General features: G+C 48.7%; 15 protein-coding genes. 5 read left to right on the forward strand and 10 right to left on the reverse strand.

All coding sequences use genetic code 11. From position 1 onward, the window contains the following. Positions 1-63: 63 nt before the first annotated feature. Positions 64-264 carry a SlyX family protein gene (locus KDK19_RS15600; RefSeq protein ID WP_257279907.1) on the reverse strand — a complete coding sequence of 67 codons (201 nt, stop codon included), beginning with the start codon at positions 262-264 and terminating at the stop codon, positions 64-66. A 14-nt stretch (positions 265-278) separates the two neighbouring features. Next, positions 279-695 (reverse strand): HIT domain-containing protein, encoded by a 417-nt coding sequence (locus KDK19_RS15605; protein ID WP_257279908.1) that lies wholly within the window; start codon positions 693-695, stop codon positions 279-281. A 157-nt stretch (positions 696-852) separates the two neighbouring features. Between KDK19_RS15605 and KDK19_RS15610 the strand changes: the two genes are divergently transcribed. After that, the gene (locus KDK19_RS15610; RefSeq protein ID WP_257292313.1) at positions 853-2,568 is read left to right on the forward strand and encodes a proline--tRNA ligase; all 1,716 of its coding nucleotides are present in this window, start codon (positions 853-855) and stop codon (positions 2,566-2,568) included. Positions 2,569-2,656: 88 nt separating this feature from the next. Beyond that, complete coding sequence (locus KDK19_RS15615) at positions 2,657-3,172, forward strand: lytic transglycosylase domain-containing protein (protein ID WP_257292314.1); 516 nt, start codon at positions 2,657-2,659, stop codon at positions 3,170-3,172. Between the two features lie 36 nt (positions 3,173-3,208). On the opposite strand, the gene KDK19_RS15620 is transcribed toward KDK19_RS15615, so the two are convergent. The 4 genes from KDK19_RS15620 to KDK19_RS15635 form a co-directional block, all read right to left on the reverse strand. Continuing rightward, a complete protein-coding gene (locus KDK19_RS15620) occupies positions 3,209-3,481 on the reverse strand; it encodes an acylphosphatase (protein ID WP_257274963.1) in 273 nt (90 codons plus the stop codon). Next, complete coding sequence (locus KDK19_RS15625; protein WP_257287638.1) at positions 3,474-3,947, reverse strand: TlpA disulfide reductase family protein; 474 nt, start codon at positions 3,945-3,947, stop codon at positions 3,474-3,476. Before KDK19_RS15625 ends, KDK19_RS15620 begins: the two co-directional genes overlap by 8 nt. Positions 3,948-4,264: 317 nt before the next feature. Then, a complete protein-coding gene (locus tag KDK19_RS15630; protein ID WP_257274960.1) occupies positions 4,265-5,521 on the reverse strand; it encodes a YihY family inner membrane protein in 1,257 nt (418 codons plus the stop codon). Positions 5,522-5,590: 69 nt separating this feature from the next. After that, positions 5,591-6,166, reverse strand: a complete 576-nt coding sequence (locus KDK19_RS15635) for a DUF4136 domain-containing protein (protein WP_257274959.1) — start codon at positions 6,164-6,166, stop codon at positions 5,591-5,593. A gap of 230 nt (positions 6,167-6,396) precedes the next feature. Here KDK19_RS15635 and arsC point away from each other — a divergent pair, with 230 nt between their 5' ends. Together arsC and KDK19_RS15645 are read left to right on the forward strand one after the other, a co-directional pair. Beyond that, positions 6,397-6,741: an arsenate reductase (glutaredoxin) gene (gene arsC / locus KDK19_RS15640; protein ID WP_257274958.1), complete on the forward strand. Its 345-nt coding sequence runs from the start codon at positions 6,397-6,399 to the stop codon at positions 6,739-6,741. A gap of 2 nt (positions 6,742-6,743) precedes the next feature. Then, on the forward strand, positions 6,744-7,109 hold the full coding sequence (locus tag KDK19_RS15645) for a DUF2069 domain-containing protein (RefSeq protein WP_257274957.1): 366 nt from the start codon (positions 6,744-6,746) through the stop codon (positions 7,107-7,109). Between the two features lie 84 nt (positions 7,110-7,193). Here KDK19_RS15645 and KDK19_RS15650 read toward each other — a convergent pair whose 3' ends face one another. The 4 genes from KDK19_RS15650 to KDK19_RS15665 form a co-directional block, all read right to left on the reverse strand. Continuing rightward, positions 7,194-9,305, reverse strand: a complete 2,112-nt coding sequence (locus KDK19_RS15650; protein WP_257274955.1) for a hypothetical protein — start codon at positions 9,303-9,305, stop codon at positions 7,194-7,196. A 14-nt stretch (positions 9,306-9,319) separates the two neighbouring features. Further along, positions 9,320-10,036, reverse strand: a complete 717-nt coding sequence (gene hda, locus KDK19_RS15655) for a DnaA regulatory inactivator Hda (protein WP_257274954.1) — start codon at positions 10,034-10,036, stop codon at positions 9,320-9,322. Between the two features lie 205 nt (positions 10,037-10,241). Further along, positions 10,242-11,309, reverse strand: coding sequence for an AI-2E family transporter (locus KDK19_RS15660; RefSeq protein ID WP_257274953.1), 1,068 nt, complete (start codon positions 11,307-11,309; stop codon positions 10,242-10,244). A gap of 76 nt (positions 11,310-11,385) precedes the next feature. Next, positions 11,386-12,459, reverse strand: coding sequence for a DUF2066 domain-containing protein (locus tag KDK19_RS15665; RefSeq protein WP_257287639.1), 1,074 nt, complete (start codon positions 12,457-12,459; stop codon positions 11,386-11,388). A 331-nt stretch (positions 12,460-12,790) separates the two neighbouring features. Between KDK19_RS15665 and purM the strand changes: the two genes are divergently transcribed. After that, a partial coding sequence (gene purM / locus KDK19_RS15670; protein WP_257292315.1) for a phosphoribosylformylglycinamidine cyclo-ligase occupies positions 12,791-13,262 on the forward strand: 472 nt, incomplete at its 3' end.

The following is a 13,262-nucleotide window of genomic DNA, read 5'->3' on the forward strand; positions in this document are numbered from 1 at the left end:
GATCAACACACCTCTAATGAACGGGGCCGCCCCCCCCTGCCCCCCGTTCGCGTCAGGCCGTGATTAATAATGTGGAGGCGCACTCTCCTCCTGCTTTTCCAACTGAGAACTGGCCATGGCCATTAATTGCTTTTTCAGCTGAGTCATCTCCTGTTTAAGGCTATCAATTTCTTGCTGCTGACGGGTCACGACTTCATTAAGCCGGGCAATGGTATCTTCCTGAAAGCTGACCTGGGTCTGCAGCTCAATCAGTTCCTCATTCATTTCAAACACCCCATTCATTCAAAACAACTGAACAGTGATTCCAGCTTTTTTTTGATCTCACTGACCTGCCCCTTATCATAGGGCTTAGCTGGCAACCTGCCCCAAACCGGGTTTGGCCAGGCAGCATCACTTTCATAGCGAACAATGTGATGAACATGCAGCTGTTTAACCGTATTACCCAGTGCCGCCACATTCATCTTATCGGCCTCAAAAACATCACTCAGAATTGCAGCCGTCAGTGACGACTCACAAGCCAACTGCAACTGCTGTTCTTCATCAAGATGAAAGACTTCGTGAACCCCTGCCACTCTGGGCACCAAAATAAGCCAGGGATACTGATTGTCATTCATCAGCAAAACTCGGCAAAGGGGGAGATCCCCCATGACAAAGCAGTCTTCCTCCAGTCTGTTATCCAGCTGAAATTCGCTCATAATTTACTCCGGTTTAGCCGAGTTGCCAGTAATAATTCGCAGCACTATAACCAACCTGTTGGTGAAATTCGACTGTGATTCGCTCAACGTCATGACGTCTCTGGACAACCGTAGTAAAATGCGGCCTTTGCGTTTTGATAATCGGATAACTGAGCACATGCGTACTAGTCAATCCTTGATCTCTACCCTCAAGGAAACACCTTCTGATGCCGTCGTCGTCAGTCACCAGCTGATGCTGCGAGCAGGTATGATCCGTAAACTGGCATCCGGACTCTACAGCTGGATGCCCATGGGTCTGCGCGTTCTCCAGAAGGTCGAGAACATTGTTCGTGAAGAGATGAACCGCTCTGGCGCACAGGAAGTCTTGCTACCTGCCGTACAACCGGCTGAACTCTGGCAGGAAACCGGCCGTTGGGATCAGTTTGGTCCTGAGCTGCTCAGATTTAAAGACCGCCATCAGCGAGACTTCGTAATCGGTCCTACTCATGAAGAAGTCATCACCGATATGGTTCGTGACACCCTCAGCAGCTACAAACAGCTGCCTGTAAATTTGTACCAGATCCAAACCAAATTCCGTGATGAAATCCGCCCCCGCTTTGGCCTGATGCGTGGTAGAGAGTTCATTATGAAGGACGCCTATTCATTCCATACCAATCACCAATGCCTTGGTCGTGAATACGCAAATATGCACGACACCTATAACCGCATCTTTACCCGTCTGGGCCTCAATTTCAGAGCCGTGGAAGCGGATACAGGCTCCATCGGAGGCAGTGCCTCACACGAAATTCATGTACTGGCCGAATCCGGTGAAGACGCCATCGTTTTTAGCGACCAGAGTGACTACGCGGCCAACATTGAAAAAGCAGAGGCCTTGGCACCTGCCCACGAAAGAGCAGTTCCTTCCGAGGACATGCGTCTGGTCGACACCCCCGCAGCAAAGACTATCGCTGACCTGGTTGAGCAGTTCAACCTCCCTATAGAGAAAACGGTCAAGACTCTGATTGTCGCGGCAGACGAAGAAGCGGAAGCAGACTTCGTTGCCCTGATAGTTCGCGGTGATCACGAGCTGAATGAAATCAAAGCAGAAAAACTGTCTGAAGTTGCAGCACCTTTGCGCTTTGCAACAGAAGAAGAGATCAAACCCATCATGGGCGCCGGACCCGGCTCACTGGGCCCGGTTGGCATCAAAATCCCCTGCATTGTTGATCGCACGGTTGCGGTCATGTCTGACTTCGGTGCAGGAGCCAACCTGGATGGCAAACATCATTTTGGGATCAATTGGGAAAGAGACGCCTCTTTCGACCGCATCGCCGATTTGAGAAACATTGTAGAAGGTGATCCGAGCCCGTGCGGTAAGGGCACTCTGGAAATCAAACGTGGTATCGAAGTTGGCCATATTTTTCAACTGGGCACCAAATACTCCGAGTCCATGAATGCTACCGTACTGGATGAAAACGGAAAAGCCGTGACTATGGCGATGGGTTGCTATGGTCTGGGGGTTTCCCGTGTCGTCGCTGCCGCCATTGAACAAAATCATGATGATCGCGGAATCATCTGGCCCGAAAGCATTGCGCCTTTCCAGATCGCCATTGTTGGCCTGAAGATTGAGAAGTCTGAAGCCGTCCGTGAAGCCGCCGAAAACCTCTACAAGGAACTGACTGAAGCAGGCTACGATGTCCTTCTGGATGATCGAAAGGCCAGTCCCGGCGTCAAGTTTGCCGACATGGAACTGATCGGCATTCCACACCGGGTAGTCCTGAGTGATAGAGGGCTGGCGAACGGTCAGGTAGAATACAAATACCGCAGGACAGCGGATCGCGAAGACTTGGCACTCAGTGAAATTTCAGACTTTCTTAAGGAACGCCTGGCCTGAACCGATTATCAAACGGCCGTCGTTTTATAATAAAAACAACCTGATCACGGGTTTCATCCTCACACTTCTGCTGACTCCTGCAATCGGCTTGAGTCAACAGAAAGTGGATGAAGGCCTGAGAATCTATCTGGAAGAAGCACTCAGCACCACCGAGAGCTTTTCCGATCGTTTCGAGGCAGAAGTCTGGCTGGTCGATATGTCCAGCCGGCTAAAGCCATTTATGAAGCAACAGAGTCAGCGACAGCGACTGGAGCTACTCAAAAAAATTCACAAGAAGGCCACTGCGGCAAAGCTCTCCCCCGAACTGGTGCTGGCATTAATACAGACAGAATCCTCTTTTGACCGGTTTGCTGTTTCTTCTGCCGGAGCCCAGGGCCTGATGCAGGTTATGCCATTCTGGAAAAACGTCATTGGTCGCCCACAGGATAACCTGACCGACGTAGAGACTAATCTGAAATACGGTAGCCATATTCTCAGTTATTATCTGGAAAAGGAAAAAGGCAACCTGACCCGGGCACTGGCCCGTTACAATGGCAGCCTCGGTAAAACCTGGTATCCTGAGCGAGTGTACAAGAACTGGGATCGCCACTGGAGAAATGACTGAGACTGAACCCGTTGCTCCGGCCATGCCATCACTTGATTAACCGGTTGTAAAGTCGTAGAACAACTGTTCAGGCTCACTGGAAACACTGACATCAGTAACCCGAGCCATAGGAGGACCTTTATGCAGCCAGGCCACCAGCTCGTCGAGCTCCTTCTGTTCACCACACATTAAAACTTCAACCCTTCCATCTGGCAGATTTTTTGCCCAGCCGGTGACACCCAGTTTTCTGGCTTCCTGCTGGGTGGAGCCACGATACCAAACGCCCTGCACTCTTCCTTCAATCAGTGCGCGTCTGCATTCATTAGCCATTTGCATTAACCTTATTCATCAATGCCCGAATTTTCTTTTTCAGGCTATCCTTCGTCTCAGGTCCATATAGTACTTCTATCAGCTTTCCCTGTGGATTCAAAATCATTGTCGCAGGCAATACCTGAGGGGTTTTGGTCTCCAGCAGCGCCAGCGGACTCTGGGTAAGAACAGGAAACTGTATGCCCATATTTTTAGCTTTTTTTACCAGCTCTTCTCCCTGACTGTTATCGAAATCATACCCGAGAACCCGAATTTGTCCTTCCCTGGCCAAAGCGTTCAGCTCCGGAACCTCTTCACGACAGGGACCACACCAATGGGCCCAGATGTTTATAACGGTCCACTGAGCTTTGTCAGCCTTGAGAAAAACACCTTTTCCCTGGGTATCGGTCAAATCCGGCTTAGTACAGGCTGACAGAAAGAGACTGGCCAGTAAAAGCGGGAAGAGTCGAAAAAAAAATAGTCGCATTGCCATCAGATCCAATAATGAGTTTGTTTTGATTCTAGCTGGAATGCCTCATAAAGTCGTCCGGAAGCCCCTCGGATTTGAGCTTTCCAGCATGAAGCTAACAAACCTGCTACTTTGTTTTCCAAATATAAGAAAACCGGCCTGAAAAACAGACCGGTTTTGAAACTGAACAGACGATTCAGATCATCAGGCCGTTACCGCTCTCTCCGGGGTCTGCCCTGATTCCTGTGATTCTGGCGAGCGGCTATAACCGATTACATTTATTGCAATCCTCGCTACGGACGCTTAAGTCCGACAGGCTGCCAGGTTCATTATTTTCAACATTCGATAAAGAGGTCATCAAGATGACAATCGAGTACAGCTCTCTGCTTTTCATTCAACTGTTTCAGTCGATCCACCAGTTGACCATACCATTCGGGCTTGTTCAGAGTCTCAACAGACTCCAGCTGCTGATCCGATGGGAAAGACCAGGGAAGTCGTTGACACATAGTATTGAGTTCAAGGTGCCTAAGATCCCTGGCCAGTATCATTTCACCCAGATCATTTTTACTGATAACGCCCTGCTCCAGCAGGTAACTGGTGTAAAGCTCCCAATCCTCAAGTGAAAGATTCCACCCCCTCTGATGTAGCTGCCTCAACTTGAAACTCAACCCTTTCTGAAACTGCTCATTAAATCCATTTAGAACCACCAAAACCCCCAGCAAGGGTGGAAGTGATTCATTACGGGTTTGATTGGATAAAGCAAAACTCCTGACCAGTACCGCACCAAAGAGAACCAGTATCCAACTTAAATAAATCCATAACAGGAACACGGGAACAGCCGCAAAAGCACCGTAGATTAATTGATACGACGGTGACAGAGTAATAAACAGAGCAAAACCACTCTTTGCCAGCTCAAGAAGAATAGCCACGACCAGAGCTCCTGTAAAAGCGTGACGAAAGGGCACACGCCGATTGGGTACAGCCATGTAGAGCAAAGTAAAAACAATGCTGCTCAGCAGGATGGGAGTCAATCGCAACAGCCACTGATCAACCCCAAGAAAGGCAGTGGTATCAGCTATGAGCTTCAGAGATGCCAGATATGATGTCAGCACAAAACCAACACCAATCAGGAAAGGTCCCATGCTGAGAATCGCCCAGTAGAGCAGAAAGCCGGTAATGCCCCGTCGAACCCTGTCCACCTGCCAGATCTGATTAATGGCACCATCAATGGTCCTTAGCATCATGAATGCTGTGACCACCAGAAAAGCAACACCCACTCCGGTCAACTTTCGTGCCTGTTGAGAAAAACTGGAAAGGTATGATTGGATTACCTCGCCCGCTGTCGGAACAAAGTGACTGAATATAAAACTCTGCACCATCTCGCCTACCCCCTGGAAAGAAGGAATAGCCGATAACATGCTGTAGGTAACCGTCATCATCGGCACTACAGCAAAAAGTGTCGTATAAGTCAGTGCTGCGGCATTATTCAGGCAACGGTGCTTGAAGAAAGTATCAGAGACAGACAGGAGATAGACACGAAGCCACTGAACACGTTGAGCCTGTGAAGAACTGGAAAGAAGCGAACCTGACATAACGAATCCCTGATATTGAAAAGAGCCTGACCAGAGAGTTTCAGCCAGACTCAAGCTCAGAGAAGCGTATCAGTTCTTGTGCCCGGGAGGAAAGCCATTCAGTATAGCCTCCACCGCAGTATTGATCTTTTCGCTCCGCTGTTCGGGGGTGGCACCGTGAATCACTCTGGAAGTCGAACGTCCACGCCATTGCAGCTGATGGTTTTCCGGATTCACAAAATCGATAATGAGCGAACCTTCCTGATAGTCTCTCACCCGGGTTTCTGTAGTAAAGCCCATACCCCGGAAACCCGGACCATAACCCATGGAGGTCGTCATTTGATTCAGTTCCCTGCGTGTGCGGGTTGTGGTTAGATAATTTACCAGAAAATCAGGATAACCATCTTTGCTCACCTCTCGATACCCTCTGGCCTGAAGATCACGGTTAATAGCGGCCCGAATTCGCATATCCGTCAAACCATCAATGTGATACCCCTCAACCTCATTGTTTTCACCTGCCTTGTTCAGCCACGCGTAGGTTTTCCAGTCTTTCATCAACCGGGTGGCAGCAGGAGTATTGTTATAGTCCCAGTCAAGCCTCTGGTTGGAGCAGCCAGCCACTGCAACTGCAGCTATCACAACCAGCAACCGTTTAAGCTTGTGCATGATCATACCCACTTGTTGAAGGAAGTTTATTGTTAGATCTGTGTCCAGCAGCGAATGATGAACGCACACTCAAACATGAGTACGGTGATTATCAGTACATGGCTTCAATTGCACCTAAACCCATTCAACGATAATCTTCCCGTCACAGAAATAATACTCGCAGTATGACTTCAGGCTCCCGGTCTGTCGACAGCTGCCCTTTACGATAAGACAAGTCAAGAGAAAGCAATATGAGCGTTACAATTTACCATAACCCGCGTTGTTCAAAGTCCAGAGAGACTCTTACCCTGATTGAGGAAAAAGGTATTAACCCTGATATAGTGCTTTACCTGGAAACCCCACCCAGCGAAGCCGCTTTAAACGACATTCTGAAAAAACTCGGTAAAAGCCCCGAAGAACTGATGCGCAGAGGCGAGCAGGAATATAAAGATCATATCAGAGGTCAGGATCTCTCAGAGCAGCAGCAAATTGCAAAAATGGTAACCTATCCAAAAATGATTGAAAGGCCCATCGTCCTTAGCAACGGTCAGGCCCGTGTCGGTCGCCCACCGGAATCTGTTCTGGAGATACTTTAATCGTGGAACTGACTCAAAAAGCCAATCTCAGCTACCGGTTGAGCCTGGTACTATACTTCTGCCTGCTAGCTTCGCAGATTGCGAAAGTGCTTTGGCTGCACCCACCCCAAAACTCAATATGGATGATTGCGTCATTCACCATTATTCCGCTGTTGCTGCCTGCTTACGGGCTGATCAGGCGAAAGCCAAGAGCATCGGCCTGGTTATGCTTCATTCTCTGCTTTTACTTCATCAGCGGTGTGCTTGATGCCTGGTTTATCACAGACTCCATTCATGGTTGGCTGATTACCTTATTCAGCAGTGCACTGTTTGTATCTGCCATGTTGTTTACCCGTTGGCAAGGACAATTAAACAACCCGTCCCGCTGACTGAACCCTTCCAGAATAAACCAACCCTTTCCCTCTCAAAAAAAAGCTCCTGCATGGGCAAGAGCTTTTTGTCGTCAACCGACTTTAATTGACCAGCTGCACTTCAACAGCTGAACCAGCCTGTTTCACCGTTGAGGGTGGGCTGCTAATAATGCGTTTCTCGCTAACACCTTCATTGCGGAGAAATTCGCTCACCAGATTAAGACGATCACTGGCCAGCTTATCCATTTTTTCCTGATTCGCAGGCCAGTTTACCAACAGCCATTGCTCCGCTTCTTTAATACGCTCATCCTGGCTGACATCACCCACTTCGGGTAATCTGCGATTATGAGCCCTAAGATACATTTGCTCAATCAAATGCCCTCTGATGTCTACTGGAATCTCTTTTACTTCTCCGGGCTTCGTTTGATGGATCGCCGAATAGAGTTCAACCAGATCGGATTCAAGCTCTGCTCTGGAGAGAGTTGGCCAATCTCGATCCTTGCTGGCCATCGCTTTTAGAGAAAGGTTAAGTTCAGGTCTTATCCTGAGTACCCGACTCCAACCTTTTAATTGTGTTTTGTCGTTCTCTGTCAACAAAGCCTTACCCGCCGGCATCTGTATTTCAGTGGACAACATTGGCGTAATACCTGCCTGATGGGAAAGATACTGTAAGGGCTGCTCAAGCACTCTCTCCCAAGTCTGGTGTATTGCTATTCCTGCCGCAACCAGAGGCGACTGACCATAGCGGGCTTTAATATCTATGGCAATGATGGACTGAGGATTTGCCATCAAAGCTTTCACAAGATTGATATCAAGCTCCGGATTGACTGGTCTGGCTTCAAGCTTTGAAAAAATCAGCTTGCCCCTGCTGCCACCTCCCACAGAGGAAGCAAGATTAAGGTTTACACGACTTCCGGCCAGATCGTATCCGGCAACAGACCGATCTGAAACGGGCAGTAAAGACAAATCCACATCTCTGGCAGAAAGGTTCAGGCTGGGGGCCACTGCATTACTCAAGTTGACACGGCCTTCCAGAGAGACAGGCACCCTTTCAAGCCAGTGCCCGCTGAGCTGAAAGGTGTATTGCTCTGGACTTAACACTTCCAGTTCAACCCTGCTGTTGCTGAATAGCTCAGGATTCTTTTTTTGAGAAGACTGAACAGCACCATTGAATTCGATACGCTTGACGGCTATAGGCAAAGAGCCCTTAGCAGATAAAGAGCCCCTAACCGGTAAAGAACCACCCTTAACCGGTAAATAACCATCAGCTGATAAAGGACGAAGGACAGTCCTTGCTATTTGTTCCAGGGGACTGCCATCGACAGTCAGCAAACCACCCCTGAATGAAAGGTCTTCGACAAAAGCTTTTCGACTTCTGAACCGAAAGCCCTCCGCAAATAACTCTTTCCAGTCCAGATTAAGACCTGAACCCAGATCCTGATACTCACCATCCAGCACTTTCGCCGTTCCAGTCAGCTCCACCCCCTGATCCATAGACCACTCAACAGAGAGGTCTGTTGAAAGAGAGCCTTTCAGCGAGCAATTTGAACATTTAAGAAATTTCTGACTGAAGACATCAGCCAGTGGGAGCTCATCAATGGATAACTGACCAGACATTGCCAGTTTCTTTAAATCAATAATACCGCCCAGCGACCAGTTAATGTGTCTTGAATCCTTGACTACTTCAATATCAATCTGATCAGGCCGATGGGTTTTCAGCTCCATTTTACTGAAATCAATACTGACTACTTTACTGGAACCAGTTTGCTCCGAGTTCACCACCCTCATCGACCCATCTTCAAAGACAAACTGCCCAGCTTCCCTGAGAAATTGATAAAGATTGGGCATAGGAGGTTTCTGGCCGATGATTGCCAGATCAAGAAAGATTCCGGGCTTTTTAAAATCAATTCGATCCAGCTCAATAGTTTTTTTCCACAAAGAGGTCCAGGCGACATTGACAGCAATAGATTCTGATTTAAGAGTAATTCCGGGAGAGATCCTGAGCTCCGGCTTGGTAAGCAGGAATTTACCGGATAAGAAGGCGTATTCTTTTTCAACAGGAAGGACTTCAACCCCTGTTTGATTTTCTATTTGCTGAAGCAGCTGGTCAGTATACCGACCAGGAACCATCAACATCACTGAAATCAGAAACAGCAGAATGGCCAGAACAACAACTAAGAACACAAACCGGGCAGCCGGTTTCTGGGTTTGCATACTACTTCTCTTGATTACCAGTTCATAACTTGTTTGACAAAGGGTATGGTCAACTTCCTTTTAGCTCTCAGTGAAGCACTGTCCAGCTTCTGCAGCATCTTAAATAAATGCCCCATATCCCTGTTACTGCGATATATGATATACCGAGCCACATCTTCATTCATATCCAGCCCACGCAAATGAGCCCGAAGCTGCAATGCCGACACCTTGTCCCTGTCACTGAGAGGCTGAACCTGAAACACCACCCCCCAGCTTAGCCTTGAGACCAGATCCGGCAGTTGGATAGAAAGTCTTTTAGGTGGACAACCTGCTGCCACCAGCAAGCGAGTCCGGGAATCCCTGAGACGATTAAACAGATCAAAAAGCCCTTCTTCCCACTCTGGAATGCCTGCTACACAATTAACATCATCTATACACACCAGTTGAAGTCTTTCCATACCTTCCAGCAGTTTGGAAGGATAATGAACAAGCTCCTGCATAGGTAGATAGATGCTTCGACCTTTTCGGCTATCTACCTGATGGCAGGCAGCCTGAAGAAGATGACTGCAACCAACACCGGGGGCTCCATAGAGATAGATAAACTGTTCTGATTCTACCCCACTGACCTCATGATCCATATCCAACATATTGACCAGCGCAGCATTATCTCCGCTGAAAAAGTTTTCAAAGGTGGCATCATCCCTGATCTGAACACTGAGCGGTAATTGCACAGGCTGGCTCACATACGACATTTAACAGCCTTGAGCGGGAAATGCCGCTCAACCCTAACAATGGATAGACATTCTGAACTCTCTGTCGCGGCATTTTTATCAAAAATCACCAGCTTCAGTGAGTTAATGGAATCTGCAAGAGACAGCTGCAACAAAACCATTCCACTCATCCCTGTTTGATTGGCAAGGCAAAATGGATTTTTGTTCGCTGAAGGCATAAAACACCTTATTCCCCCGGCTCACCAGCATTATATAAGTGGCTCGCCTTATAATTTCGATGCAGATGACGCAAGAGTACCATAATAATGGCTGCTAATGGCAGTGCTATTAGCATCCCGACGAAGCCCATAATCTGCCCACCCGCCATCAGCGCGAAGATAACAGCCACCGGATGCAGACCAATCCGGTCACCTACCAGATAAGGTGTCAACACCCACCCCTCCAAAGCCTGTCCCAGGGCAAACACACCGACCACCCAAACAAACGGCAAGTAGCCGTCAAACTGAAAAAGAGCGACAACAATGGCCGTAGTGAAACCGACCACAAACCCCATATATGGAATAATACTGACCAGCCCCGCCAGCAACCCGATCAACAACGCAAACTGCAAGCCTATCGCCCAGAGCCCCACGCCATAGATCAATCCCAGGGCCAGCATGACCATAAGCTGGCCTTTGAGAAAAGCCCCCAGCACCTCATCGCACTCACTGGCGAGTTCAACAACAATAGGTTCAAGGTTAACAGGCAGCATCAGACGGATGTGCTCCATCATATGATCCCAGTCGCGCAATAGGTAAAAAGTCACAACTGGTATCAGGAACAGATTCACGAGAAAACCTATGACTGCCAGACCCGAGCTGGTCACCGAACGTCCAAGCCCGGCCAGAAGCCCACCGGCTTTTTGCCACTCCCCTGCCATGGTCTTGACCAGCTGGCTGATATCAAACCACTCAGGATCAAAGTCAGTGTATTCAACCAGCTTTGGAATGACATTGAATCGAACCCACTCCTCCCAGGCCGGAAGCAACTGCATCAGGGTTTTGACCTGCTGGAATAATGCCGGTATCAGAATGAGCAACATCAGTACCAGAAAAGTAAAAATCACCAGAAAAACCAGTGTCACCGAAAGTGACCGGGAGAGCTTGAGTCTTTCCAGTCGATCAACCAGCGGATCGCCCAGATAAGCAAGCACAGCACTGATCGCAAAAGGCGTCATGACAGCCCCGACAAAATTAATCAGCACTACACCTACGAATACGATGCCTGCTAGCATCCATTGTTGCTGTCTGGTCATTGTTTTCCTTCTGTTGCAACTCGTCTTGCAGGAAATAAAAAAAAACGCACTTCGGAATTTGATGTCTGACTTGCCTTCAGCCTCCCAGCCAACGGTATTTCAAGGTCTTGTTGGCCTCATCAGCACCCATCGCTCTCATCTTCCGCCCCAGGGCAATAGCATCCGATAATTGGCTCAGTGTGCCATCAATTAACAATTCCAACTGAATTTTGTTGCCGCCGACTTTAACTGCCATCACATCCCTCACTGCCGTCAAACCTTTGAGGTATTTAATTAGCCCTGCATAGTCTTGTGTGCTGGCAATACCCTCCACTTCCAGCATCGGATTAACACTGCTGCCACCAGAGAGGACTGCGTAGTGCCGGGAAAGGGAATTACCAATAAGATCAGCAATCGCCAAAGCCAATCCTTCTGCTGACAGGTCTGTAACTGTGGCATCAAATTGCTGATTTCTGAAGATAAGAACCATGCGACCATTATACCGTCCACGAATTTCGCTCAGGCGCCCCCCCAATATGGCCTCAGAGCCATACCTTGCTGATGCCTGAACCAACTTCCCCGAAAACAGTCCCCAGACATCTACATCAGAAATAGTGGCACTGTCTTCAAAATCCATCAGAGGGATAGTCAAAGGCAATGAGCGAGCAGCCATAACACGTTCGAGGTCGCTCACCAACGGAGAGTCTGGTACCTCTTTCAGAATTTGCCTTTCCCCCTGCCTTTCAATGGCTAACCAGACAATGGTATCCGGTCTGCTGGAGCCCCAGATCCCCAGACCATTTTGCCGCAACAGACGATTAACGGCCGCTTCATCAAAACTCACCTGAAGAAGAAGCTGCTCTCCTGACACAGTATCAAGGCGTTCATAGCTAAAACTCTGAACCAGCGCAGAGGCATTTCTGAGTGACTGTACCACCCCCTTATTATTGAGGGTGCTGCGTTGTCCGGTTACTTTAACCAGTACCTCAGACAGAGCTCGTTTAATGCCTGCTTCCCTTTCCTCACTACCCTGACTGCTGACAGGTATGCCAACGCGATAAAGTCCGCTCATTTGTGCAGCAAACAGCTGAGAAGAAAACAGGGCCAACACAAGGGTGAATATCAGCCAGGAAAGAGGGAACAACCGTTCCAGCTTGCATGTTTTATACATAATGTCCGGAATCAAAAACAGGCACTCTTCCTGAACAAACTGCCACCAGGATCAATTCAGTGACAGAAAGGTTCATGAAATGTCAGCGACTTCTGACATGACTGCTTATCTTTGTAAAGAGTACTAATTACCCAGACGACGAAACGTCCGGAGCCCAGTATCCTCTCATTCTGCCATAACTTTCTGGTTTTGTAGAAAATCTTTAGCCGACAGTAAGAGGCTGATCGAAGAATCCGAACACCGGCGGGCAGCTTTATGATTTTTCCGGGTTACGTTAGAATGCGCGCTCTGATCAATCCACTTTCGATTCCATGGTGCGGATACATCTCCGATGAGCAAAAGCAACCGCGATACAAATTCGCCAGCTTCTTCCCTGAGCTACAAAGACGCAGGTGTTGACATTCAGGCAGGCAACGCCCTGGTTGATCGTATCAAGCATGTAGCCAAAGCCACTTCGCGCCCCGAAGTAATGGGTGGCCTGGGAGGCTTTGGTGCCCTGTGCCAGATACCTTCGGGTTACAAAGAGCCGGTTCTGGTTTCCGGCACTGACGGTGTAGGCACCAAACTAAGACTGGCTATGGAACTGGGCAAGCACGATACCATTGGTATCGATCTGGTGGCCATGTGTGTCAATGATCTGCTGGTGTCTGGTGCCGAGCCTCTGTTTTTCCTTGATTACTATGCAACCGGAAAACTCAATATTGACGTTGCTGAGCAGGTCGTTACCGGTATTGGTGCAGGCTGTGAGCAGGCTGGCTGCGCCCTGATTGGTGGTGAAACCGCAGAAATGCCCGGTATGTATC

It is taken from the genome of Endozoicomonas sp. ONNA1 (genome assembly GCF_024606325.1).
Lineage (GTDB): Bacteria > Pseudomonadota > Gammaproteobacteria > Pseudomonadales > Endozoicomonadaceae > Endozoicomonas_A.